Source organism: Nonomuraea sp. NPDC049750 (assembly GCF_040659625.1).
GTDB lineage: Bacteria > Actinomycetota > Actinomycetes > Streptosporangiales > Streptosporangiaceae > Nonomuraea.
The window spans coordinates 1-24,860 of the sequence record NZ_JBFANB010000023.1 but is presented as its reverse complement, the minus strand read 5'-3'; the positions used below and the strand labels follow the sequence as shown (position 1 = coordinate 24,860).

The 24,860-nt window shown below is 70.4% G+C and carries 21 protein-coding genes; 6 read left to right on the top strand and 15 right to left on the bottom strand.

Translation table 11 applies throughout. The features are described from left to right. Nucleotides 1-9 precede the first annotated feature (9 nt). Nucleotides 10-2,277, top strand: coding sequence for an arylsulfatase (locus AB0J16_RS41490; protein ID WP_358550427.1), 2,268 nt, complete (start codon nt 10-12; stop codon nt 2,275-2,277). 12 nt (nt 2,278-2,289) lie between these two features. Here AB0J16_RS41490 and AB0J16_RS41485 read toward each other — a convergent pair whose 3' ends face one another. Genes AB0J16_RS41485 through AB0J16_RS41460 form a run of 6 tightly spaced genes read right to left on the bottom strand, consistent with a single transcriptional unit; the run spans nt 2,290 to nt 8,185 of the window. Next, on the bottom strand, nt 2,290-3,813 hold the full coding sequence (locus AB0J16_RS41485) for a HAMP domain-containing sensor histidine kinase (RefSeq protein ID WP_358550425.1): 1,524 nt from the start codon (nt 3,811-3,813) through the stop codon (nt 2,290-2,292). 12 nt (nt 3,814-3,825) lie between these two features. Then, nucleotides 3,826-4,518 carry a response regulator transcription factor gene (locus tag AB0J16_RS41480; protein WP_225291483.1) on the bottom strand — a complete coding sequence of 231 codons (693 nt, stop codon included), beginning with the start codon at nt 4,516-4,518 and terminating at the stop codon, nt 3,826-3,828. Then, nucleotides 4,515-5,051, bottom strand: a complete 537-nt coding sequence (locus tag AB0J16_RS41475; RefSeq protein ID WP_358550423.1) for a hypothetical protein — start codon at nt 5,049-5,051, stop codon at nt 4,515-4,517. Before AB0J16_RS41475 ends, AB0J16_RS41480 begins: the two co-directional genes overlap by 4 nt. 22 nt (nt 5,052-5,073) lie before the next feature. Next, the gene (locus AB0J16_RS41470) at nt 5,074-6,348 is read right to left on the bottom strand and encodes an ABC transporter permease (RefSeq protein ID WP_358550422.1); all 1,275 of its coding nucleotides are present in this window, start codon (nt 6,346-6,348) and stop codon (nt 5,074-5,076) included. Then, nucleotides 6,345-7,076 (bottom strand): ABC transporter ATP-binding protein, encoded by a 732-nt coding sequence (locus tag AB0J16_RS41465; protein WP_357946184.1) that lies wholly within the window; start codon nt 7,074-7,076, stop codon nt 6,345-6,347. Before AB0J16_RS41465 ends, AB0J16_RS41470 begins: the two co-directional genes overlap by 4 nt. Further along, nucleotides 7,073-8,185 carry a biotin/lipoyl-binding protein gene (locus AB0J16_RS41460; protein ID WP_358550420.1) on the bottom strand — a complete coding sequence of 371 codons (1,113 nt, stop codon included), beginning with the start codon at nt 8,183-8,185 and terminating at the stop codon, nt 7,073-7,075. The genes AB0J16_RS41465 and AB0J16_RS41460 overlap by 4 nt, the downstream gene beginning before the upstream one ends. Nucleotides 8,186-8,362: 177 nt before the next feature. Between AB0J16_RS41460 and AB0J16_RS41455 the strand changes: the two genes are divergently transcribed. Further along, a complete protein-coding gene (locus tag AB0J16_RS41455) occupies nt 8,363-9,892 on the top strand; it encodes an efflux RND transporter periplasmic adaptor subunit (protein ID WP_358550418.1) in 1,530 nt (509 codons plus the stop codon). A gap of 121 nt (nt 9,893-10,013) precedes the next feature. Here the strand turns inward: AB0J16_RS41455 and AB0J16_RS41450 are convergent, their stop codons facing one another. Both AB0J16_RS41450 and AB0J16_RS41445 read right to left on the bottom strand, forming a co-directional pair. Further along, the gene (locus AB0J16_RS41450) at nt 10,014-11,540 is read right to left on the bottom strand and encodes an alkaline phosphatase D family protein (protein ID WP_358550416.1); all 1,527 of its coding nucleotides are present in this window, start codon (nt 11,538-11,540) and stop codon (nt 10,014-10,016) included. A gap of 103 nt (nt 11,541-11,643) precedes the next feature. Then, nucleotides 11,644-15,609: a hypothetical protein gene (locus tag AB0J16_RS41445; protein WP_358550414.1), complete on the bottom strand. Its 3,966-nt coding sequence runs from the start codon at nt 15,607-15,609 to the stop codon at nt 11,644-11,646. A 194-nt stretch (nt 15,610-15,803) separates the two neighbouring features. Between AB0J16_RS41445 and AB0J16_RS41440 the strand changes: the two genes are divergently transcribed. Next, entirely contained in the window at nt 15,804-15,971 is a 168-nt protein-coding gene (locus AB0J16_RS41440) for a hypothetical protein (protein ID WP_358550412.1), read from the top strand. A 197-nt stretch (nt 15,972-16,168) separates the two neighbouring features. Here the strand turns inward: AB0J16_RS41440 and AB0J16_RS41435 are convergent, their stop codons facing one another. From AB0J16_RS41435 to AB0J16_RS41420, 4 genes are all read right to left on the bottom strand, one after another. Further along, nucleotides 16,169-17,881 (bottom strand): hypothetical protein, encoded by a 1,713-nt coding sequence (locus AB0J16_RS41435; RefSeq protein WP_358550410.1) that lies wholly within the window; start codon nt 17,879-17,881, stop codon nt 16,169-16,171. Further along, nucleotides 17,874-19,655, bottom strand: a complete 1,782-nt coding sequence (locus tag AB0J16_RS41430; RefSeq protein WP_358550408.1) for an HSP90 family protein — start codon at nt 19,653-19,655, stop codon at nt 17,874-17,876. Before AB0J16_RS41430 ends, AB0J16_RS41435 begins: the two co-directional genes overlap by 8 nt. 84 nt (nt 19,656-19,739) lie before the next feature. Continuing rightward, on the bottom strand, nt 19,740-20,321 hold the full coding sequence (locus AB0J16_RS41425; RefSeq protein ID WP_358550406.1) for an HAD family phosphatase: 582 nt from the start codon (nt 20,319-20,321) through the stop codon (nt 19,740-19,742). After that, nucleotides 20,318-21,136, bottom strand: a complete 819-nt coding sequence (locus tag AB0J16_RS41420; RefSeq protein WP_358550404.1) for a hypothetical protein — start codon at nt 21,134-21,136, stop codon at nt 20,318-20,320. Before AB0J16_RS41420 ends, AB0J16_RS41425 begins: the two co-directional genes overlap by 4 nt. 160 nt (nt 21,137-21,296) lie before the next feature. On the opposite strand from AB0J16_RS41420, the gene AB0J16_RS41415 reads away from it, so the two are divergent. Next, nucleotides 21,297-21,575 carry a helix-turn-helix transcriptional regulator gene (locus AB0J16_RS41415; protein ID WP_358550402.1) on the top strand — a complete coding sequence of 93 codons (279 nt, stop codon included), beginning with the start codon at nt 21,297-21,299 and terminating at the stop codon, nt 21,573-21,575. Between the two features lie 17 nt (nt 21,576-21,592). On the opposite strand, the gene AB0J16_RS41410 is transcribed toward AB0J16_RS41415, so the two are convergent. Further along, entirely contained in the window at nt 21,593-22,420 is an 828-nt protein-coding gene (locus tag AB0J16_RS41410) for a hypothetical protein (protein ID WP_358550400.1), read from the bottom strand. A 113-nt stretch (nt 22,421-22,533) separates the two neighbouring features. Between AB0J16_RS41410 and arfB the strand changes: the two genes are divergently transcribed. Beyond that, nucleotides 22,534-22,941, top strand: coding sequence for an alternative ribosome rescue aminoacyl-tRNA hydrolase ArfB (gene arfB / locus AB0J16_RS41405; protein WP_358550678.1), 408 nt, complete (start codon nt 22,534-22,536; stop codon nt 22,939-22,941). Between the two features lie 59 nt (nt 22,942-23,000). Here arfB and AB0J16_RS41400 read toward each other — a convergent pair whose 3' ends face one another. Then, complete coding sequence (locus tag AB0J16_RS41400) at nt 23,001-23,564, bottom strand: NAD(P)H-dependent oxidoreductase (protein WP_358550398.1); 564 nt, start codon at nt 23,562-23,564, stop codon at nt 23,001-23,003. 117 nt (nt 23,565-23,681) lie between these two features. Between AB0J16_RS41400 and AB0J16_RS41395 the strand changes: the two genes are divergently transcribed. Beyond that, nucleotides 23,682-23,930: an aldo/keto reductase gene (locus AB0J16_RS41395; protein WP_358550396.1), complete on the top strand. Its 249-nt coding sequence runs from the start codon at nt 23,682-23,684 to the stop codon at nt 23,928-23,930. A 225-nt stretch (nt 23,931-24,155) separates the two neighbouring features. Here the strand turns inward: AB0J16_RS41395 and AB0J16_RS41390 are convergent. After that, a partial coding sequence (locus tag AB0J16_RS41390; protein WP_358550394.1) for a zinc ribbon domain-containing protein occupies nt 24,156-24,860 on the bottom strand: 705 nt, incomplete at its 5' end.

Below are 24,860 nucleotides of genomic sequence, written 5' to 3'. Positions count from 1 at the left end.
GCGTCCTGGATGACCAATGCCTCTCCGCATCCGCCGGCCGCGAGCGGTACCTTCCACGGCAAGATCGGCATGACCTACGAGGAGTCGACTCCGTGGTGGCCCGATCCGCAGGCGCTTCCCGAGGACACGCCCAATGTCGTGGTGATCGTGCTCGACGACGTCGGCTTCTCCGACCTCGGCTGCTTCGGCTCTGACATCGACACCCCGGCCATGGACGCCCTGGCCGCCGGTGGCCTTCGCTACACCAACTTCCACACCACCACGCTGTGTTCGCCGACCCGTGCCGCCCTGCTGACCGGCCGAAACCACCACTCCGTCGGTATGCGCATGCTGTCCAACTTCGACACCGGCTTCCCCAGCGGTCGCGGACGGATCACCAGGGCCGCCGCGACACTGTCCGAGGTGCTGCGCGACAGCGGCTTCAACACCATGGCCGTGGGCAAGTGGCACCTGGCGCCGATGGAACAGACCACCGCGTCCGGGCCGTACACCCAGTGGCCGCTGTCTCGCGGGTTCGAGCGTTACTACGGATTTCTCGAAGCGGAGACGGACAGCTTCTATCCGGAACTGTTCTACGACAATCACGCCGTGGCTCCGCCGAAGAGCCCGGAAGAGGGCTATCACCTCAGTGAGGACCTGGTCGACCGGGCGATCGAATTCATCACGGACCAGACTTCGGTCACTCCGGACAAGCCGTTCTTCCTGTACCTGGGGTTCGGCGCGGCGCACGCCCCGCACCAGGCCCCCCGGGAATACCTGGAGAAGTACCGGGGCCGGTTCGACCACGGCTGGGACGCCGAGCGCGACATTCGGCACGCCCGACAGATCGAACGGGGCATCCTGCCGCCCGGCACCGAATTGGCGCCGCGCAACCCCGGGGTCGTTCCCTTCGACGAACTGTCGGACGACGAGAAGAAGCTGTCCGTACGCCTTCAGGAGGCCTACGCGGCGATGGTCGACCACACCGACCACCAGATCGGCCGGCTGACGGAGTTCCTGGAGCGGATGGGCCGGATGGAGAACACCATCACCATCCTGCTCTCGGACAACGGGGCCAGCCAGGAGGGCGGCCAGAAGGGATCGCTCAATCCCACGGCATTTCAGAACGGCGTCCCCGAGGACCTCGAGGAGATGATCGCGCGGATCGATGAGATCGGCACCACACGAGCTCACTCCAACTACCCCTGGGGCTGGGCGCAGGCGGGCAACACGCCGTTCAAGCGCTACAAGCAGAACACCCACGAAGGTGGCGTCCGCTGCCCGCTCATCGTGCGGTGGCCCCGGGGGCTGCCGCGCACCGACGAGATCAGGCAGCAGTTCCATCATGTCACCGACATCGTCCCGACCCTTTTCGAACTGCTCGGTCTGCGGGCTCCCGCGGTCTACAACGGCATCCCGCAACTGCCGATACACGGTGTCAGCATGGCCTACACCTTCGACTCGCCGACCGAGCCGACGCGCAAGGAAGCCCAGTACTTCGAAATGTTCGGGCATCGCGCGCTCTGGCACGACGGCTGGAAGGCCGTCGCCTTCCACCAACGCGGAACGCCGTTCGACGCGGACCGATGGGAGCTCTACCACCACGACACCGACTTCTCGGAATGCAACGACCTGGCGCGGGCGCGGCCCGAGCAACTGGAGAAGATGATCTCCCGCTTCTGGGCGGAAGCAGGGAAGTACGATGTGCTGCCGCTGGACGATCACGGATTCGCCTACCGGGCGAAGATTCCGCGTCCCGGCTCTCCACGCATGCGCACCACCTTCACCTACTACCCCGGCATGGCTCATCTGCCCGGCGCCGCGGTGCCACCGGTGATGAACCGCGGGCACCGCATCACCGCGTTCGTCGACCGGAGCACCGCGGCGGACGAGGGTGTCCTGGTGTCCCTGGGCAACATCAGCAGCGGATACGTCCTGTATGTCAAGGACAACCGGCTGGTCTACGAGTACAACTTCCTCGGCACCCTGTACGCGGTGACCTCGGCGGACGAACTCCCGATCGGCCCGGCGGAGCTGACCTTCGAATTCGTCAAGACCGGTGACATGCGGGGCGTCGGACATCTGTACGTGTCAGGAAAGCCGGTCGGCACCGAGGCCATTCCGCAGGTCCTCCCCCACTTCCTGGGATGGCAGGGCCTCGACATCGGCCGGGACACCCTGTCGCCCTCCTCACCCAACTATGACGGCGAATTCGCGTTCACCGGAAAGCTGGAGAAGGTCGTCTTCACCGTCGCGCCGGACGAAGAAAGCAGGGAACCCTTCGAGCGAATCGACTGACTCTCTTGGGGGCTAAAGCCCGTGCGGTTGAGACGCGGCCTGCCCGCTCACCCGAAGCCGAGGTTCAGCGGTCTGGGACGGGGCGAGCGGGAGCGTGACACGGAACGTGGCGCCCTTGCCCGGCTCGCTCGACGCGGACACGCTGCCCCCGTGCGCCTCGACGAGGGTGGCCGCGATCGACAGGCCCAGCCCGGCACCGCCGTAGCTGCGCGCCGGATCGGCCCGGTAGAACCGCTCGAACACCCGCTCGGCCACCTCCGGCGAGAACCCGGGCCCCTCGTCGGCCACCTCGACGACGGCCTGCCCGTCACGCGCGCCGACCCCGACAGTGAAGGCGGTGCCCGGCGGCGTGTGGCTGAGCGCGTTGCCCACCAGGTTGCCGAGCACCTGCCCGAGCCGCGGCTCGTCGCCGGTCACGAACACCGCCCCCTCGCTCCCGTACAGCATGACCAGCTCGATCTTCCGGTCCGGCGCGAGCGTCTGGGCGTCGATCACGGCGGTGGCGGCGAGGCTGAGCACGTCGACGGGCTGTTCGCCGAGCTCGCGGCGCTGGTCGAGCCTGGCCAGCAGCAGCATGTCCTCGACCAGCAGGCCCATCCGCGCGGCCTGGCCCTCGATCCGGCTCAGCAGCCGGGTCGCCTCCGCCAGGTCCTTGTCCGCCCCGAGCCGGAACAGCTCGGCGAACCCCCTGATCGAGGTGAGCGGGGTACGCAGCTCGTGCGAGGCGTCGGCCATGAACCTGCGGGTCAGCTCCTCCGAGCGCTGGGCCGACCGGGCCGACTCGCGGGCCGACTCGGCCGCCGCCTCGCGCTCGCGCACGGCCACCTCGATGCGGGCGAGCATGCCGTTCAGGGCCCGGCCGAGCTTGCCGACCTCGGTGGTGGCCGACCAGAGCGGTACGCGGCGGGACAGGTCGCCGTCCGCGATGTGGCGGGCGGTCCGCTCGATCTCCCCCAAAGGGCGCAGGCTCCGCCGTACGAGCCAGTAACAGGCGAAACCGAGCACCACGAGGGTCCCGCCGCCGCCGACCGCCACGATGAGCAGCAGCTGGGAGACCGTGTCGTCCAGGTCGCCCAGGCTGATCGCGATGATCCTGCTGTCGCCGTCGCGGCCCGGCATGGCCACGGCCCGCCAGGAGGGTCCCTGCGGATCCTGCGACTCGACGGTGAACGGCTGCCCGGCCATGAGCGCGACGTCGGTGCTGGTGAGCCTGGGCAGCTTGGGGATGTGCGTCTCGGTCGACTCGGTCATGGTCCGGATCTTGACGCCGGTGGAGTCCACGAGCACCGAGTGGAACAGGCCGAAGAAACGCTGCGGGCGTGGGCCCGGCTGCGGCTCAGGAGGCGGCGGCGCGCCCCGCCATGGCACGCTGGCGGCACGCAACTGCTGGTCGACGCGCTCGACGAGATAGCCGCGCAGCAGCCGTACGGCGAACAGCCCGGTCAACGTGATGGCCAGCGTGACCATCAGCAGGGTCGCCGAGACGAGCCGCAGCCACAGCGGCGTCCGCGCGAGATACCTCCTCAGTCCTGCCATTCGGGGCCGGGGTCAATCCTTGGGCGGGCGCAGGATGTAGCCGACGCCACGCAGGGTGTGCAGGTATCTCCGCTCGCCGGTGTCGATCTTGCGGCGCAGATAGGAGACGTAGGACTCGACGAGCCCCACGTCGGTGCGCCAGTCGCCGTTCCAGACGTGGTCGAGGATCTGCGTCTTGGACAGCACCCGGCCCGCGTTGAGCATGAAGTAGAGCAGCAGCCGGTATTCGGTGGGCGACAGCCGCACCTGGACGCCGTCGCGCCACACCTCGTGCGTCTCCTCGTCCAGCTCCAGGTCGGCGATGCGCAGCCGGTTCGGCGGCGGCGCGCCCCGCCGGGTCCGGCGCAGCACCGCGCGGATGCGGGCGATGACCTCCTCCAGGCTGAACGGCTTGGTCACGTAGTCCTCGCCGAGCCCCAGCCCGGCGAGCCGGTCCTCCGGCGTGTCCTTGGCCGTCACGAACAGCACCGGGACCCGGCGACCGCGGGACCGCAGCCTGCCCGCGACCGCCAGGCCGTCCAGGTCGGGCAGCATGACGTCCAGCATGACCAGATCGGGCGTGCTCTGCTCGGCGACCCGCAGGGCCTCCTTGCCGTCGGCCGCCGTCAGCACCTCGAACCCGGCCATCCGCAGGCTGGCGGAGAACAGCTCCCTGATGTTGGGCTCGTCGTCCACCACCAGCAGCCTGGCCTCCGGCTCGGTCATCTGCCGACTCCCCCCTGGCTGATCGAGGTGGCGGCCACCGAGCCGTCCCCGCCCTTCTCGCCGCGGACCACGACGTTGGTGCCGCTCCGCAGATCGGCCAGCTTGCCCGGCTTGGTCACCTGGACCGTGGTCGCGTCGGTGGTGGTCACCGTGACCGTGGAGCCGTCCATGGTCTTGACGTAGATCTTGCCGCCCTCGACCTTCTCGACCGTCCCCACGGTGCCGCCGCCCGCGCCGCCCATCCTCTGACCGTACCCGCCCGGCTGTCTGCCCTGCTGACCGTACCCGCCGGGCTGCCTCCCTCCGGGTTGCTGGCCGTACCCGCCGGGCAGCTGCCGGCCGCCCGGCTGCATGGCGGCGGTCGTGTCGGGGGCGCCCAGCGCCTTCTGCGCCTGGATGCCGATCACCACCCCGGCCACCAGCACCACGCCCGCGATCAGTCCGAGCGTCACCTTCGACATCGGCTTGCGCGGCTGGACGGCCAGCTCGCTGTCCAGATCGTCCGGATACGGCGAGCCGTCGAGTTTGGCCATTTCTGTCTCCTTCGGGGGTCCGTCACTCATGGCGCAGGGCCTGGATCGGCCTCAACTTGGCCGCCCTGTTGGCGGGATAACTGCCGAAGAACAATCCGATGCCGACGGAGACGCCCAGCGCGAGCGCGACCGACGACGGTACGAGCACCGGCTGGATGCCCGCGACGGTGAAGCGGGTGCCCAGGAACGCCACCAGCACCCCGGAGAGCCCGCCGACCAGGCTGAGCAGCGTGGCCTCCATCAGGAACTGGCCCAGGATCGCGCTCCTGGGCGCGCCGATGGCCTTGCGGATGCCGATCTCCCTGGTCCGCTCCGTGACGGTCACCAGCATGATGTTGGTGATGCCGATGCCGCCGACCAGCAGTGAGATCGCCGCGACCGCGCCGAGCAGCACGGTGAACGTGCCGGTCGCCGCACTGACGGTCTCCTGCAGGGTGGCCTGGTTGAGGATCCGGAAGTCGGCCGAGGCGGTGCCGCTGATGCCGTGCCGCTGGTTGAGGATGGCCGTGACCTCCGACTGCGCCGACTCCGTCGCCGTCGAGCCGCCGGCCTGCACGACGATGGAGTTGAGCGAGCCGAACCCGGTCAGGCTCTGCTGTACGGCCGGCAGCGGCGCGATGGCCACGTCGTCGGCGTCCTGGCCGCCCGTCGACCCGGTCTCCTTCAGCACGCCGACGACCGTGAACGGCACCCCGGAGACCGTCACCTGCTTGCCGATCGGGTCGAGGGTGCCGAACAGCTCCTCGACCACGGTCTGCCCGAGCACCACGACCTTCCTGGCGGCCAGGACGTCGTCGTTGAAGAAGTACGTGCCCTTGGTCACCGGCTTGTTCGTGGCCTCGAAGTAGCTCGGGTAGGTGCCGACGAGCTGGGCGATCGAGTGGCTGGCCGCCCCGTAGGTGGTGGCGGCCGAGGAGGCGGTCACGACCGGCGAGACCGACTTGACCGACGGGGCCACCGTCTTGTCGGTCAGGGCCTTGGCGTCGGCGAGGGTGAGCTGCCTGGCCTGGGTACGCGGGCCGGTGTTCTGCTGCCCGCCGCCGGGTCCGCCACCGCCGGCCCGCCCGAAGCCGCCGCCACCACCGCCACCGCCCGCGAAGGACTGGGAGATCGTCAGCGTGTTGGCGCCGAGTCGCTGGATGTTCTTCTGGATGCTCTGCGAGGAGCCCTCGCCGACGGCGACCAGCATGATGACCGCGGCGACGCCGATGAGGATGCCGAGCGTGGTCAGCGAGCTGCGCATCTTGTTGGCCAGCAGCCCGCGCAGGGCGAAGCGCAGGACCTCGAACTGGTTCATCGAGCGACCTCCGCCATTCGCGGCGGCGGCCCGTCGATCGGGCCCTGCCGGACGTCTTCCACGATCTCGCCGTCCACCAGCCTGATGACCCGCTTGGCGTGCGCCGCCACGTCGTTCTCGTGCGTAATGAGCACGATCGTGCGGCCCGAGTCGCTGAGCCTGTCCATGATCTCCAGTACGTCCTGCGTGGACGCGGTGTCGAGGTTGCCGGTGGGCTCGTCGGCCAGCAGGAGGGCGGGGGCGGTGATGAGCGCCCTGGCCACGGCCACGCGTTGCTGCTGGCCGCCGGACAGCTGGTTGGGCTCGTGGTGGACGCGGTCCGACAGGCCGACCTGCTCCAGCGCGGCCAGTGCGCGCCTGCGCCGCTCGGCCTGGCCGATGCCGCCGTAGACCAGCGGCAGCTCGACGTTGGCCAGCGCGCTCATGCGCGGGATCAGGTTGAAGGACTGGAAGACGAAGCCGACCCGGCGGTTGCGCAGCTTGGCGAGCTGGTGTTCGTCGAGCTGCCCGACGTCGGCGCCGTCGATCAGGTAGCGGCCGGTGGTGGGCACGTCCAGGCAGCCGAGGATGTTCATCAGCGTCGACTTGCCGGAGCCGGAGGCGCCCATGATGGCGACGTAGTCCCCCTGCTCGACGTCGAGGTTCACCCCGCGCAGCGCCCGTACCCTGGCGTCGCCCTCGCCGTACTCCTTGACCAGGTTCTGCACGCGCAGGACGGGAGCGGTCATCGGCCGCCTCCCGGCACGCCGCCACCACCGGGGAAGCCGCCGCCGAAGCCGCCCTGCCGCTGGTTGTTGCCGGTGCCCGTGGTCGTGGTGGCCGGCGGGACGATCTGGTCGCCTTCGGCGACGCCGGACTTGATCTCGGTCAGCGAGGCGCCCTGTACGCCCACCTCGACCGGGGTTCTGACCTGCTGGCCGTTCTTGAGCAGGGTGACCGTGTTCTGTCCGCCGCTGGTGGAGATCGCGGTGGAAGGGACGGAGATGACGTTCTCCGCCTCGCCGGTCACCACCTCCACGGTGGTGGTCTGCCCTAGTCGCACCTGTTTGGGGACCTTGGTGAAGGAGATCGTCACCGGATACTGCACGACGTTGTTACTGGTGGCGGCGACCGGCTCGATCTGGGTGACCTTGCCGGTGGCGGTGACGCCCGGCAGCGCGTCGAACGTGACGGTGGCCGCCTGGCCGACCTTGAGCTTGCTGACGTCCGACTCGGTGAAGGTACCGACCAGCTGGAGCTTGCCGGTGTCGGCCAGGTCGATGAACCCGGATCCCGATCCGCTGCTCGACTGGCTGCCACCCTGCCCGCTCTGGCCGGTGCTTTGGCCGGTGCTCTGGGTGGTGGACGTGCCGGATCCGTTGGAGGAACCGCCGACGGATCCGTTGACGGCCGTGACCGTACCGCCGAACGGCGCTCGCAGCACCGTCGCCGCCGCCGTCCGCTGGGCCTCGCGGTAGGCGTTGCGCGCCTTGATGTAGGCGGCGTAGAGCTGGGCGGTCGAGGTCCCGTCGTCGACGGCGCTGTTGTACGTGGCGCGGGCGGCCGACAGGCTCTCCTGCGCCGCCGCGTCGTCGAGCCTGGCCAGGATGTCGTCCTTGCGAACCTTGTCACCGGCCTTGACGTAGATGCGCTCGACCGTGCCGCTCGTGCCGAACGCGAGCGCTCTGCTCTTGGAGCTCTCCACCGCCCCCGAGGCGGACACCGAGGCGGTCACGGTGCCGCGCCCGGCGGTCACCGTGCGGGTGACCGTCTCGCTCGCCACCTCGCCCGTGCCGAGCTGGGCGTACGCGAACGCGACCCCGCCCAGCAGGAGCACGCTCAGGGCTCCGTTGGTCATCAGCGCTCTGCGCCTTGTCGACACCTTCACAGGCGGTGACCCTTGCACACCAGTCTGCGCTGGAGCCGGGAGCTAGCTGAAGGTTCGCTGACAAAGGCGGAGCATACGGAGACACACAGACAACTCTGAGCCCGCTCGCAGCCTCGTACCCATCTGTTCACGCCATGATGGGCCTTCATGAGATCGACTATCCCGCCGAAGGCGCTCAAACTCGGCGGGCTCACCCTGGCCGTCCTGGTGGCCGGCTCCGGCCTGGTGCTGGCGCTCCGTGACGATTCGGAGCCCGCCGCCCAGGTACGGCTGGCGGCGGCCAAGCGGGGCGTCGTCACCGCCTCGGTCACGGCCGCGGGCAACACCGTGGACGGCTCGCGGCGTGACCTGGGCTTCGGCGGCTCCGGAACGGTGACCAAGGTCTACGTCAAGGTCGGTGCCAAGGTCAAGAAGGGGCAGGTGCTGGCCCGGGTGGACAGCCGGGCGGCCCGCGAGGGCTACACGGCCGCCACGGCCGACCTGGCCGCCGCCGAGGAGGCCCTGGACACCGCCTCGACCGCCGCCACCAGCACGGCCTCGTGCGCGCCGAGCAGCGGCACGTCCGCCTCCGTCGCCGGGGCGGTCGCCGCCAAGGGCGCCTTCGGACCTTCCGCGGTTCCCGTCGTGGACGCCGGCCCCACCACCACGCTCACTCCGAGCACGACGCCGACCCCCCGGCCCACCTGGACGCCGACCCCGGAGCCCACGCCGAGCGGCCCCGAGCCGCAGCCCACCGTCACGGTGACCGTGACGGCCACGGCGACCGTCACCGCGACCGTCACGGCCACGCCGGAGGGCGGCCGCCCGTCGGCCTCGCCGACCGGCACCTCCACCGGCAAGCCGTCCGCCAAACCCACGGGGAAACCCACGGGCAAGGCCACCGGCAAGCCCACAGGTAAGGCCACCGGGAGGCCCACAGGCAAGCCGTCGACCGGCGCCTCGGGCCGGCCGACCGGGAAGGCCACGCCCGGAACCCGCCAGTCCCAGGGCGGCAGCCCCTGCGCCGGCACGAACGGCAAGGGCGGCATCAGCGAGGACCAGGCCAGCGCGAACGTCGACCGCGCCCAGGCCGCCCTTGAACAGGCCGCCGACGCGGTGCGCGGCACCCGGATCGTGGCCCCCGCGTCCGGCACGGTTCTGTCGGTGGCGGGATCGGTCGGCGACACGGCGGGCACCAGTACGTTCATCAGCCTCGGCAACCTGAACGAGCTCCAGGTCGACGCGCTGGTCACCGAATCCGACGTGAACAAGCTCAAGCTCGGCCAGCAGGCGAGCATCACCCTGGCCACGCGCGGCGCGCGGAAGTACCCGGGCACGGTCACCCGCATCGCGCCGACCGCCACCGTGAGCGACCAGCTCGTCCGCTACTCGGTGACGCTCGCCTTCGACGAGCCGCCGCGCGGGCTGATGCTCGGGCAGACCGCTTCGGTGTCGGTGACGACGGGCACGGCCAATGACGGGATCTACGTGCCGGCCGAAGCGGTGAAGAGCCGGGCCGACGGTACGAGCGTGGTCACCGTACGCTCCGGCGGGCGCGACGCGGCGCGGGCGGTGCGTACCGGGGTGCGCGGGGACCAGTATGTGGAGATCACCTCGGGCCTGAGCGAGAGCGACCAGGTGGTCATGGCGGACAGCACCACGGGCGAGTTCCCGGACGACAGCTGGCCGGAGAGCTGACCACCCACCGGCCGGGCCACCTGGGGTGGCTCGGCCGCGTTTCCGTTGAGCGAACCCTCAGCGCCTTGACAGCGAACGTTCAGGCTCGGGCTCGGGTCGGGGAGCTCAGAGTCGGGCGGGTTCAGGCTCGGGGTCCGGCGGTGGCCGGGATGGTGAGGCTGTGGGCGGTCTTGGCCGGGGCGCCCTTGCGCGAGATGTAATCCAACGTCCGGAAATCCACCGAAATATCGTCACGAGTGACCTTGGCCATCAGGTAGCCCCGCCGCTGGTCGATGTAGGAGATGTGCGGGTTCTCCTGCAGCGACTCGGCGATCCACGTCCGGTCCCGGTACCCGTCCCCGTCGCTGGCGATCGACGAGGTCACCAGTTCCTTGGCCACCACGGGCGAGTCGGGGTCGTCGAAGTCGGCCTTGAGGTCGGCCAGGTGGTGCATGTGGGCGTCGCCGGTCAGCACGACCGGGTTCGAGGTGCCGGACAGCGAGCCCAGCAGCCGGGTCCGCTCGGCGGCGTACCCGTCCCACGCGTCGAGGTTCACCTCGCGGCCCGGCCCCACCTTGTAGTCGCGCTGCGCCATCAGGATCTGCTGCCCGAGGAGGTTCCACCGGGTGCCGGAGCCGCGCAGGCCGTCCTCCAGCCAGCGCCACTGGTCGGCGCCCAGCAGCGTACGCCCGGCCGCCAGCCGCTCGTCGCACCCGGCGCGTACCCCGTCCAGGCACGCCTGGTCGTCACGGAACTGCCGCGTGTCGAGCAGGTGGAAGCGGGCCAGCGACCCCCAGGAGACGCGCCGGTTCACCCGTAGCACCGCGCCCTGCAGGCTCTCCCGGCGCAGCGGCATGTTCTCGTAGTACGCCCGGAAGGCGTCCGCCCGGCGCCGGGTGAAGTGGGGAGCGTCGGTGCTGGAGACGGACCCGGCCCAGTTGTTCTCCACCTCGTGGTCGTCGAAGGCCACCAGCCACGGCGCCACCGCGTGCGCCCGCTGGAGGTCGTGGTCGCTCTTGTACTGGGCGTGCCGCAGCCGGTAGTCGGCCAGCGTCTCGCACTTGCCCGGCGTGTGCGTACGCACCCGGCCGGCGAGCGCGGTGTAGCCGCTGGGCCCGTACTCGTACATGTAGTCCCCGAGGAAGACCACCAGCTCGGGCTCCTGCTCGGCCAGCCGCCGGTAGGCGGTGTAGTAGCCGTGCTCGTAGTGCGCGCACGCGGCGACCGCGAACGTGAGCGGCACCTCTCCCATGGGCGTGGTCCTGGTACGGCCGGCGGGCGAGAGCCTGCCCTCGCTCTTGAACCGGTAGAAGTAGTCGCGCCCCGGCTCCAGGCCGGCGACCTCGACGTGGACGCTGTGCGCGGCGCCCGGCCGCGCCTCGGCCGTACCGGACTTGACGATCTTCGAGAAGCGCTCGTCGGTGGAGACCTGCCAGTCGACGTCCACGCCACGGGAGGGCATGCCGCCGCGACCGTCTCCGGAGAGCGGGTTCGGGGCGAGCCGGGTCCAGAGGACGAAGCCGTCGGTGGACGGATCTCCGGAGGCCACGCCTAGGGTGAACGGGTCGGATTTGAGGGTTCGGGTCTGCTGGAAAGAGGCTGCTGCTGCCTGCTGGGATGGCGCGAGGAACGTCACTGCCGCCGCGGCGAGGAAGGATCTGCGGTCCACGGTCCAGGTATGTCCACCTCGACTGACAGGGTTGTGACAGTGGAGTCAAGGCTGGATGAACAGCGTCGGTCGTCCAGTTCCAGCGGCTGAACCCGCTGCGCCCTCAGATCGTCCGGCAGCTGTTCCGGTAGGGAAGTTCATGGATGTGGGCCTTCCAGTCCGCCGGAGACAAGGCGCCGAACTGGGCACAGAACGCATCCTTGATCTTGCCGGGTGCGATGACGTGGGTGCGGAGACGGCTGTGGCCGTCGACGGCCAGGACGGTCGAGCCGTCCCGGGTGAACGCCAGCGAGTACAGGGAACTGAAGCCCGAGGAGTCGGCTTCCGGTGGAATGCCGGCGAACGGTAGCCCGAGAGGCCGGTTGGTGGCGACGTCCCACAGCTGGATCTGGTCCGCCGCGTCCGGCACGGCCATGAGACGTCCGTCGGGAGAGAAGGCCACAGGGGCGCCGCCGATGGACGCCTCCCCCTCCTGCCGCAATGTTCGGCTGTTCCGAAGCCGGAGCTTGCCGCTGCCCCTGTGGTAGTCGGCGAGAACTCCGGCAGAGCTCAGCGCTACCGGACGATCCATGCCAGAGTCGGGCGGGACCACCCGCGCGCCGGTGGAGGCGTCGACAACGCCCTGGTCTGAAGAGGAGATGATGGTCCGGCCATCCGGGCCGAAAAAGACCTGACCGTCCCAGATGATGATGCCGGGAAGACCGTACTGTCCGGCGGTGGGCTGCCCGGCGACCGAGGCGCGTGGGACTCCCGAGGCGATGTCCCACAGCGTCAAGAGGGAGGCGTTCCTGGAGCCGTTCTTGGTGAGCGCCGCCAGGGTCTTTCCATCGGGTGAGAACGTGACAGTGGCGGAGTCGGCGAAGCGGAACCGTGTTCTCAGGACGGTCTTCCTACGCGCCGTGGCCACGTCCCAGATGTAGGTGTCCCCATCGTCTTCCATGATGGCCAGCAGGCGGCCGTCCGGGGACAGCCGGTAACCGGCGAAGCCGGCCAGCCGCTCGGCGGGGATGGTGTTCCGGCGCGTCATCTTGATGGGATCCCAGATCGTGACAGGCCCCAGATCCTTGACAGGCCCCAGATCCGCGACCACAAGGGTCGAACCGTCGTCGCTGAGCTCCGCGAGGGCTCCGTACGCGCGGTCGCTGAAGGCGACCGGATCAAGGATGGCGGCAAGGGACACCACGACGGTGGACGAAGAGGCATCCGCATGACACCGCAGGGTGCGATCGCCGAGTCCGAATCTGAAGTTGAAGCACTTGGCGTCGGCGTACGTGAAGACCGGGTGATCATCCGCGTCCCCGGCGGGCGCCTGGTCGAGCATGTCCCTGGTGTCCCACACGGCTCCGTTGAAGGAGACGTACCTGCCTGTGGAGCTGAAGATGATCGGCTCGTCGACGGCGGGGACGGAGGGCTTGCGGATGGTCCGCCACCTGATCCGGGAGGGGCCGAGTTTCGCGAAAGTGACGAGCCCGAGCCGGGTGTCGTCCCCTAGCCGGTTGCCCTGGACGAGGGCGAGGAGTTTGCGATCAGGACTGAACGCGACCTTCAGGATCGGTCCGGCTTCCGTGGCCGGCCGCACGGTGCGTGCCTTGTGGCCGGTGCGCAGGTCCCAGAAATCCAGCGACGTGTCGTGCGTGGTGATCAGATATCGCTGGTCCGGGGTGATCTCGGCCGAAGTCAGGTAGTAGGGAATGCGCACCAGGAGCTCGCCGGACGAGGTGTCCCACACGCTCGTGGCGGTGGCGCTCTTGGCGAGCAGCAGGTGTTCGCCTACGGTCTCCAGAATCGGGGGCGCCTGAAGAGTGATCGGCCGGAGCCGGCCGGTCGCCATGTCCAGCAGGACATCGGTGCCGTCCAGAACGGGCAGCGCCAAGGTCTTCCCGTCATCACTGAGCCGCAGCCGGGCGAAGTCTTCGGCGTTCAGGGGCTGACCGGGGAAGGTGAACGACCTGATCATCCGGCGTGCGTCGACGTCGGCGATCTTCACCTCGTTGCCCCGGACATAGACGCGCAGACGGCCGGTGTGGTCAGCGTCGGTGCGCCAGGTCCCGTCGACTCCCGGAGGACGGTAGGTGTACAGCTCAGGCTGGGCGGAGAGCGTCAGCAGCGCGTGGCGGGCCTCGTAGCCGCCGGGGTCCAGGCTCGCGGCGGCGACGGCGAGTTGTTTGGCGGTGATCGGATCGGCACGGCGCATTGCGATGGCCGTCCCCGCCACACGGCTCCCGACCACCTCGGCGAGCTGCCGGGAGAGGGTCAGGGCCTGCTCGGTCAACCTCCGGCTCTGGACGATGGCCGTGGCCGCCGTGCCGGTGGCGATGATGAGCAGGACCGCCAGTGCCGCGCTCAGCACCGTGCGGTTGCGGCTGCGCCGCCGGGCCGCGTCCCGCTCGGCCTGGCCGTACCGGATGCCGGCCTCCAGGAAGGCCCGTGTCTCCGGCCCGAGGCTCTCCGGGGCGTCTTTGGTGGCGTTCCGGGCGATCTCCAGGCGCGTGTCCCGATACAGGAACGCGGGGTCGCGACGCTTCCTGCTCCACTCCTGGGCGTCCTCTTCGAGCTGCTGCCGGACCAGTAGGGAGGCGCGGCCGGCCTCGATCCACGCGCGAAGCTGCCACCAGGCCCGGATCAGCGCTTCATGGGTGATCTCGACCGTGTTCTGTTCCACGGTCACCAGCCGGGACTCGACGAACCTGTCGAGGACCTCGCGGACCGCGCCGTGCTCAGGAGTGTCCTGCGGCGGAAGCAGTTCCGTCAGCGGCAACCGGCGGCGCGTGTCCTCCGTCCCCTCGCCCAGGCGGACCAGGCGGAGCAGCAGCGACCGGGCGGTTTCGCGGCCGATCAGGTCGAGCCGCTTCAACGTCGCGTCCGCGGTGCGGGCCAGGGACCGGCTGATCCCGCCGGTCGCGCGATAGCCGGCCAGTGTGAGCTCCCGTCCCTCCCGACGCTCCCAGGTGACGAGCAAGGAGTGCGAGAGCAGCGGAAGCGCGCCGCCGCCCGCAGTGGAGGCGGCTCCCAGGTCGTCAAGGAGCAGTTCCACCAGCCCCGCCTGAAGGGTGAGTCCCGCGAGCTTGGCGGGTTCCTCGATGACCTCGCGTAGCTGCGCCGTGGTCATCGGCCCGACGATCAGCGGCTGCTGGAGGGCGGGCAGCAGTTCGGGATAGGCCGCGCAGTGGCCGAAGAAGTCGGCGCGCAACCCGATGACCACCACAGCGGACGCGCAGGCCGCGTGCAAAGCCCGGATGAAGACCTGGCGCTCATGCTCCTCGACAGAGGCGGTGAAGATCTCCTCGAACTGGTCGACGATGACGATCCTGCCGCGATCGCCCGGTCCGAGCAGGTCGCGTAGACAGCAGGGGGCGTCGACCAGGCGTCGCCGTACGTCGTCCGGGCGGTCGGCGCCGCAGAACCGTTCGGCGAGAACCCGGACGGGCTCGTCCCCCGGAGTGAAGATCACGGGGGCGCCGGGCGCGGACCGCTCGTCCTCAGGGAGGAGACCGGCCCGCAGCAGCGACGACTTGCCCGCCCCCGAAGGCCCGGCCACCAGCAGCGGACCATCCAGCGCGGACTGCGCCGCCATCCGGTCCAGGAGCGTGCCGGTGAGCTCCTTGCGCCCGAAGAAGTATCGCGCCTTCTCGGGGCCGAACGCGGCCAGTCCCGGGTAGGGGCATTCGCCCGGATCGGCGGCCGCGGGGCCGGGGGCGGCCGGGTGCCGGGCGCCGGTGGTGCGGGCCTGCTCCCAACGGGTCTTCCACAGCTCGTGCTCGGAGCGCCACCATGGGTGTCTCGGGTGGTAAGGCGCCGGGGCGTCGGTGTCCGCCAGGGCCAGGAGCACGCGGACCAGCGCCCAGAGCAGGGGGAACTCTCTGGCGACACTACCCCTGGTGAACCACTCGCTGACCGTCTGCGGGGTCAGTTCCGCGGTGATCCGCTGCGCCTCGAGCAAGTCGTTGGCCTGTTCGATGGCCTTGGCTCGCGAGAACGCGGTCGTCCGCTCGCGGGCTCGCCGTTCCAACAGGACCAACTCCCGTTTCAGCACCGCTCGCGGGGCGGGCAGATGCTCGGTGCCGGTCATGCGCCTGGCCTTGGACCGCCGGCGTCCATCCGGCGCCTCCGGCCGGATCGTCGATCGGCACCGCCGCCACCTGGACGCTTCCAGCGCCGATCCGGTGTGTCCGGAAACTCTTCAGGTGCCGCCGGCCACCGGCTGAGCTTGCGGACGACGTCGCAGCCGGCCCTCCGGCTGCCGGGCAGGGAAAGGACGCGTCGATGAACCTCACGATGTGGGCACTGGTGCCGATGGCCGGCGTGGCGTGCGCGGCCCTCGCAGCGGTGCTGATGGTCCTCATAGCCACCCGGGGCTGCGCGGCGGCCGACCGGGCACGGGTGTTGCGCGCTCTGGCCGAAGTGGTCCGCGCGGTGTGGGGCAAACGCTGACCCGGCGACCGGGACCACCGTCCACGCGGCAGCGACTGCGATCCTCTGTCCCACCCGAGCCCCCAGTCGATCCCGTCACCCGCAACGGCCGTCGGCCTCCTGGGTCCAGTCTGCAAGTCCGGTATCGATGCCGGGGGTGATGATGCCGAAGAGGTTGGCGTTGCGGAGGAAGGGAGCCGTGACGGAGGCGAACGGCGTCAGCCCTCCTGCTCCGTCTCTTCTCGCAGTCCTTCCAGAAGCTCGCGGACCGGCACGGCGCCTATGTGATCGTCGAGAGCCAGATAGGCGTCGAGGGCTTCCTGGCAGCGTTCGGCCGCGGCCTCGTAGCGCCCGGCCCACCTGAGGGCGACGGCCTCGTCGTAACCGAGTCCGGCCAGCTCCCAGGCCGCCTCCCGCCGTTGCCCCGTGTCCGACTGCCCTGTGCCCGGCTCCCCCGCCTCCGACGCCGCGGTCAGGACGGCTCTGGCTTGGGCGTACGCCTCGCTGATCTCGGCGATGTCGTCGCTGGCGAAGTAGACGCACTTCGCGCGCTGCCTCATGGCGCAGCCTGCGGCGAGGAGCTCGCCGGCGTTCCGGTAGAGGTCGGCCGCCACCGCGTACGCCTGTGCCGCCTCCACGTCCAGATCGAGGTCGGCCAGCTCCTTGGCCGCCTCCATGGCCGCGGCCGGGTCGCCCGCCTCGCGCAGGGCGGCCTGCCCGGCTTCGTGTTCGCCCAGCTCGAACAGCGCGCGGACCGCCATACGGCTGTCGGTGTCCGCCGGGTCGATCCGTCCGTCCGGCTCGCCGCGGCGGGCAGGTGAGAGGAGGGTTGGCGAGAAGAGGGCGGGCGAGAAGAGAGGGAGGTGGGCGACCAGCGGCTCGGCCGCCAGCGTGGCCGCCACGCGATGCGTGTGGACGTCGTCGCCGTTTCGGGCGTCGAAGCGGGCGGCGATCTCCCGCGCCCCGGCCGCCAGCTCCGCGTGCAGCTCCGGCACCGGCACGTCGCGGCCGGCCCGCCGTACGGTGAGCCCGTCGTGGCCCGTCTCCATCAGGCGGCGCAGCACCAGCGCGGCGCCCGTCATGAACGAGCAGGCCTGCGCCGGCGACGGCGGCCGCTCCAGCAGCGGCAGCTCCCGCTCCAGGATCTCCAGCCCGCGCGTCTCGTTCCCGGTCAGCGCGCAGAATTCCAGGTGGTCGCCGATGTCGTCCAGATATCCGATCTGTCCCTGCACGATCCGGTATGCCCGGCGGTGCGCCTCCGCGGCCTCGTCCAGATGCCCGGTCTTGAGGTACGGCGTGAGCAGCGTGCACAGGATGCTCTGCGGCTGCACTCCGCAGGAGAACTCACCCGCGACAACGGGCCCGCCGACGGCCACGGCCTCCTCGTACCGGCCCAGCGACGCCAGCACGTACGCCCGGCCGCCGAGGTCGCAGGCGCGGCAGTCGGACAGGTCGTCGCGCGGCGCGGTCTCCCAGCGGTGCAGCCACTCCTCGGCACCCGGCTCGTCGCCGAGGTGGAGCGCGACGCGGCAGCGCTGCGCGTACACGGCCTGGGGCGCCCCGGCCTCGCGGTAGCGCCGCTCCATGTCGTCCAGCGCGTCCAGCGCCCGGCGCAGCGGGATCTCCGGGAACCTGCGCATGTCGCTCATGATCCACTTGAACTGCCAGAGCACCCTGCGCGCCTGCCACGCGGTGAACCGGCCGGGCTCGGCGTCGTAGGCGGCCACGGTCCGGGAGAAGGTGGCGAACGACTTCGCGGGCTCACCGCCGTACTGGTAGGCCTGGGTGAGCGCGAGCCGCGCCGCGATGGCCGGCTCCGGCTCGCGCAGCGCCTCGGCCTCACGCAGCGCCCGCTCGGCCAGCACGGTCCTGGCCTCCCCGTACGGCAGCCGCGCCGCCTCCGCCAGCAGCGTCTCGACCTGGTCAGCCATGCGTGCCCCCTTGCACGGCCCAGTCGAGCAGGCCGAGGAACGAACGGTTGAGCGCCGCGGTGTCGGCGGGCCGCAGCGGGTGGTGGCCGTGGAGCAGCGCCATGCCGTACAGCGCCTCGACCGCGGTGGCGGCCAGAGTCAGGTCCGGCAGCCCGGTGACGCGGCGGACCAGCGGATTGCGGTGATTGAGCACCAGCCTGGGCCGGTCCACCGCCAGCGTGCGCTCCATCGCGCCGAGCACGTCGGCCCAGAGCTCGTCCCCCAGGTCGCGGGCCTCGCGCAGCTCCGCGTGGTGCTGGGCCGCGCGGCTGGTCAGGTAGAGGGCGGGCAGTGAGGCCGGGTCGAACTCGCGCAGCACCACCTCGCAGCCGAGCGGGTCGAGCACCCGACCGGCGGCGCCGAGGAACGGGCGGGCGCGTAGTTCCGCCTCGGGGTCCGCCGGGCCCAGGTGGGTGACCAGCTCGCTGGGGTCGAGGCGGGCCAGCCGGGCGTCCGGGTCGATGCGGGTGAGGCGCGGCAGGATCTCGCCGTCGTAGACGTAGCCGCCGTTGACCAGGCCGACGCCCTGTGCGCCGGAAACGGCCGCGAGCTGGCGGAACTCGTCGACGCTGGTGGTGTAGCGGCCGTTCGGGTGCCTCGACCTGAACTGGGCGAGCGTCATCCGCCCGGCGCTGGTCTCGTACTCCAGCCATTGATCGACCAGCCTGAGCATCTCGTCGTCGTGCAGGGCCAGAGCCTTGACGCCCAGGTGGTGCAGCCCCAGGAAGGCACGCAGGCCGTCAGGGTCGGTCTCGGCCAGCCGGACCAGCCAGGCGCGCAGCTGGCGGCCGAGCTCCAGGCGGGTGTGTTCGAGGAGGTCGTCCTCGTAGAGCGCCTCACGGCTGGCGGTGGGCCGCAGCTCGGCCGCGTCGACGACGCCGCGGGCGAAGAACGCCCAGTCGGGCAGCAGGCCGTCGGCGCTCTCGGTGAGGAGCATGCGCTTGAGGTAGACGCGGTGGCCGCCACGGACGGCCGGGTTCGCCGGGGTGGGCAGGATGTAGGCCACGCCGGTGAGCCCGGCTTCGGGGACGTGGAGGTCGACGACGTCGAGCGGCGTGAAGCCGAACAGCTCTGCGCCATGCTTTTGCAGGAAATTCCGTCTTATCGCGGGAGAGGCGTGCTTTGTCTGCCAGGGCGGGGCGCCGACGGTGGTGCGGCGGCCGTTCACGGTGACGTCGATCGGCAGGAGCGAGCCGTACAGCTCCGCCAGTTCGGTGATCGTCCGCTCCGTCACCCACTCGGCGGCGTCCGGCCGCGCCGCGAGGGTGACCGTAGTGCCCGGCTCGTCCCGCTCCTCCCCCGCCGGCGCCACCTCGTAGCGGCCGTCGGAGCGTCCGGTCCAGAGCACGGTCGGGCCGCCCGTCGCCGACCTGGTCCGCACGCTGATCTCGTCGGCCACCAGGAAGCCGGACAGCAGGCCGATGCCGAACTGGCCGAGGAACTCGTGCCGGGCGAAACCCAGCTCGTCGCGCTTGGAGGAGCGGCCGATGGTGGCCAGGAGCACGTGGACCTCGTCCTCGGTGAGGCCGATGCCGGTGTCGTGCACACTGAGCCGCCCATCGGCCACCTCGATGGTCACCGTGGCGGGCGCCTCCGGGTCGACCGCCCGGCGTGCGGTGATCGCGTCGGCCGCGTTCTGGAGGAGCTCGCGTACGTAGACGCGGGGGCTCGAGTACAGGTGGCGGCTGAGCAGGTCGACCACGCCGCGCAGATCGACATTAAACGCGCTTTCCATTTGAAACACCATAAATCACATAAGACAAAATGCGCCGCTCGATTAACGCGCCTCACGCCTTGAACGCCTGACACCTTGAGCGCCTCACGCCTTGAACGCCTCACGCAGCGCCTCGGCGGAGGTGAAGCGGATGCCCGTCATGCCCGCGCGCTCGGCCCCGGCCACGTTCTCCGCGCGGTCGTCGATGAACACGATCTCGGCCGGGTCGGCGTCGAGGTCGGCCGCCATCCGGTCGAAGATCTCCCGGTCCGGCTTCACCAGGCCCATCCTGCCGCTGTAGAAGCGGTGCTTGATGTTGGCGATCCAGGGCAGGCCGTCCAGGCCGTCGGCCAGGCAGGCGGGCGCGTTGGACAGCAGGGCCACGTTGCCGCCGTCGTCCAGGAGATCGTTCAGGATGGCGACCGTCCCCTCGTCCGGGTAGGCCCAGCTGGCCACGTCCATCGCGACCAGCCGGGCGATCTCGGCGATGGTAGCCGGCCGGCCGAGCACCGCCGACCAGTAGGCGGCCGGAGACAGCGCCGCCCGGTCGAACTCCAGGCGGTGCTCCCAGTAGCCCCGCTTGAACGCCTCGGGATCGGCGTTCACCGCCTGGGCCATCTCGTCGGCGTCGGACTCGGACTGGGGCAGGGACAGCACGTTGCCGTAGTCGAAGACAATCCACGTCATGGCAGGAATGGTCGCAGATGCGGGTCGAGCGCCGGGCAACCCAGGTATTTCTCGGCGGTGTGGAAGTCGATCCAGTCGAGATTGACGAGTTCCTCCACGTCCACGCCGGTGAAGCTTCCGCACAGATCGGGTGGGATGGCCGCGATGTCGTCTTTGTCGGCGATGTTCACCCAGCGCTTGACGCCGCCGGGTCGGCTGCCGAGTCCGTTGATCGGGGCGGGCAGGAGGCGCTCGAAGACCACGTTGCGCATGCCCAGCGGGCTGCCGAGGGTGATCAGCAGGTCGACCTCGAGGTCCGGGTTGGCCCAGAGCGTCTCATAGGCCACGACGCTGCCCAGCGAATGGGCGATCACCACCCGGGGGCTGTGCTTCCTGATCGTGTCGCGGACCGCCTCCTGGCACCTCTCGCGCCGGGCCGGGTCGGTCAGGTAGGCCGCCACCTCCGGCGCGAACAGCGACGCGAACGCCGCCGACCTGCTGTCGAGCCGGGCCAGCAGCCACCCGGTGAACAACTTGAGCGCTCCGGTGAAGCGCTCCCCCAGGCCCATGTTCCTGGCCCAGTCGACGAGCACCTGGTGGGCGGAGCCCTGCATGGCCGCGAACGCCTGCGGGCCCTCCGTGGGCCGGCCGTCGTGCAGCAGATGGGAGAAGTAGGCCACCTCGCTGAAGTACTCCCGGCCCTCTCCCCCGAGCGCCGCCTGTAGGTAGCGGTCCCACTTGAGGCGCATCGCCTCCGCCGCCCCGGCCGCGGAGTTGCCCGCCGCCACGTAGTAGTTGTACTTGCCGATCCCGTGCACGCCGACGATGCCCGCCACAGCGCCCTCCCTGTTTCCCCGTGATTCCAGGCGATGGTGACACACCCCACTTGCAGATCGTTTGCCGGTTTAGTCTTGCCTAAAGGTTTAGGTAGAGCTAAAGTTGAGTCACCAGGAACCGAACGCTGAGAGCGGGACCGAGATGGCCTTTCGCCGGAGCATGCCTGACGAGGTGAGCCCGGGCGGTCTCGCCCAGGACGCCGTCGACGAGATCACTTGGTATATGCGTGAACACAAGGTCTCGCGGGCCGATCTGGCCGCCTCGATGGGCGTGTCGCCGGGCCGGGTGAGCCAGATCCTGTCGGGGGACGAGAACCTCACGCTCCGCACTCTCGGCGCCGTGGTCAAGGCGCTCGGCGCCCGCATCGAGTTCACGCTGAGCGAGGCCGAGGAGGAGTCCATCCTGCTCGTCGAGGAGACTCGCGGCTCTCATGGGTGAAGCCTGAGCGACGCGTCTCAGGGGTGAGGTCTGAGCGGCGTGGCGATTCGTGACCGCGTCGGCGGTACGAACCTGGGCAGCGACCGATACCCGCTCCGATAGGCCGAGGCCAGCAGCCGCAGCACGTCGTTCTCAGCGTCATGCCGCAGGATGCCGTGTAACCGGGTCAGATCATTGATGTAACGCTCATACCTGGCCAGCCGCGTATGCCGGGAGCCGCGCAGCGCGGTGATCACCTTGGACCGCGACGCCCCGTCCTCGACCAGCGCGGCCACGTCCAGCCGCCGCTCGATCGCGTCGAGCCTGGCGTGCACCCGCTCCTTCCTGCGCTCCTCCACCGAGAGCCGCTCGCCGATGCGCTCGTGGTAGCGGTTGGCGGCCAGGCTCAGCTCGTAGACACTCCACGAGTCGTCGACCCGCTTCTCGCACCAGGCCCGCTGGTCCTCGGCCATCGCCTGGTCGAGCTTGGCCAGCAACGACACCAGCCAGAACGTCGCCGCCTCCTTGGCCAGCGAGCGCCGGTCGTCCTCACGGGAGCGCACCTGGCTCAGCCACAGGCCGCCCGGCGCGACCGCGCCCAGCACCGTGGACAGGTAGTTGTTCAGCAGCTCACCGCCCACCAGCGCCACGGCCGAGGAGACCAGCCCGGTCAGCAGGATGATGACGACCGCCAGCCACCAGCCGCCTGGCCCGAACGGCCGGCCCTTGCCCTGGCAGCGGAGTAAGAGGAATCCGGTGGCGGAGGCGATGGCCAGGGGCACCGTCAGGGCTATCTGCGTCGCCGTCACGTGCACCAGGGCCAGCTGCACCGCCGTCACGTGCACCACGGAATCGGCCTCCCCCACAGATCGTTCATTCCATAGTCGCAGCGGCGTTACCGATTTAAAATCCCATTGCTTTCGGCATATGTAGCTCAGATACGGTGACATTCCACTTCGGAGAACAGGAGCACCCCGCCATGCCCGGCCCGCTGGTCGTCAACGACTCGGTCGTCATCCCGGACGCCGAGCTCGTCTGGCGTTTCTCCCGCTCTTCAGGCCCGGGCGGCCAGGGCGTCAACACCACGGACAGCCGGGTGGAGCTCGTCTTCGACGTGTCGGCCACCGCGGCGCTGCCGCCGGAGCTCAAGGCCCGCGCCCTAGACCGGCTCGGCTCGGCCACGATCACCATCGCCGCCTCTGAATACCGCTCCCAGCTGCGCAACCGCGAGGCCGCCGAACAGCGCCTGGCCCAGCGCATCCGCGAGGCCATCGCGCCCCCGCCCAAGCGCCGCCGCGCCACCAAGCCCAGCCGGGGCTCGGTCGAGCGCCGCATCGCCACCAAGAAGCTCCGCTCCGACGTCAAGCGCCTGCGCCGCAGCCCCTGACCCCCAGCCACCATGGATCGCGTCCATGCCGAAGGACCCGCCGTAGACCGGGGCCGGGACTATGCCGAAGGGCCCGCCAGGACGAGACGGGGCGTGAATGCGGGCCGCGTCCTGTGCGGTACGGGGCAGAGCTGGCCGACCACTTCCCGTACCTGGTCGCGCAGGTAGAGCGCCGTCAGACGGCCCTGGTCGTCGAAGTGCGGGCAGGTGGGCGAGAGCACCAGCTCCGTGCCCATCACGACCGCGCCCGCGCCGGTGAGCTCCTTGAACAGCTCGGCCTGCGCCCACATGGCGCCGCAGGCGCGCACACTGGCGCTCATCACGGCGACGTGCTTGCCCGCCAGGCGCCCGCCGCTCGACATCCAGCGCAGCGCGTGGCCCAGCTCGGCCGGGAGCAGGCTGTGCTCGGGCGCGGTGATCAGCACCGCGTCGGACTCGTCCAGCTTGCGCAGCAGGCCCCCGACCTGCTCCGGTACGGGGCCGAGGGAGTGAGGCGGGACCGTGCCGAGCCCCCGCCAGCACTCCAGGCGCGCCCCCCGGGGCAGCTCACCCTGCATTGCCTCCAGCAACCTGGTGATGAACGATCCCGCGTGGAGGCTCGCGGCGATCCCGAAGATTCTCACCCTTCACTCCCAGGGATGTTGATGTGTGGCCCGTAGTCCTGAACCTTCCCGATGTCGCGGATGTCCAAGACCATCTCCGGGTCAAGAGGGGGCACGGGCTTACCGGATGATGGGCTGATGGAATACGTACGCGTGGGAACGTCGGGCCTGAAGGTGTCGCGGATCGGCCTGGGCATGATGAGCTACGGCGACCCGGCGGACTCTCCCTGGTTCCTGCCCGAGGAGGCCGCCGAGCCGATCGTGCGCCGGGCGGTGGAGGGTGGGGTGACCTTCTTCGACACCGCCGACATGTACTCCGAAGACGTCAGCGAGGAGATCACCGGCAGCGTCTTGAATTCCCTGTGGTTGCCTGACGGAATCAGGTAACTCGGACGGGCGTAACCTGCTTTGGGCCGCCCCCGTGCTCGGCAAGCGTGAGCACGGGGGCGGCTTTGGCGTGGTGGAAGCCGGTCCGATGGTGAGAGTTCCTGACATGCCCTGTCCGGTACGGCTGGTGCCGTCCCGGCTTGGGTGCATGGCCCGCCGGACGCTGTCCACCGCTGGTGGGCGGTGGGGCGGGCACCGTGCGCCGGTCGGGCACACGGCTGAAAGTCATCGGGTTGTCTCGTGAGCTGTCTGGTGAGTTGTTGCCTGAGTTGGCCGGGACGCGGGTGGGCCGTTTCGCGGTGGGGCGCCTCTTGGCTCTGTCGCGTGCTGCTGGTCGGGGATGCAGGTCTGCTCGGGTGCGGCGGGCGCGCCGGGCCGCCCGGGTGAGTTTGCGTCGTGGTCGGGCGCGGGCCACGTTGCCCTCCACGACGGCGTGGATGGTGCGCACGCCGGTGGAGCGGTGGGTGCGGGTGGCGTTTGGCCGAGCAGGCCGCGTGCGAGGATCCGCTCGGCCGCTGCCCAGTCCCGGTCACACGACAGGCCGCAGGCCGGGCAGGAGGCCCACCTCCATCCCCGCTCGCCGAGCCGGTCGGGGGCCGGGCCATGCGTGAGCACCGATGTGCCGGCTCCGCAGCGGGGGCAGTATCGGGAGGTGCCACGCGCCGGGACGGTGACCACCGCGATGGAGTGTCTGGCCGCCAGGTGCCGGATCGCCTCGACGATCTTCCCGCGCACCTGCCCCGACAGGCGCGCGTTCGCGCTCCCCCGGCGCCCGCGCGCCTCCAGGGTCGCCAGGTCCTCCAGATAGATGACCGTCGCCCCGGCAGCCACCGTCTGGTCGACCGCCCAGCGTGCCGCCGACCAGGCCAGCGCCTTGTTCAGGTTGCGGATGCGGGCGCACAACCGCTCATGCTCAACCCCGATGCGCTG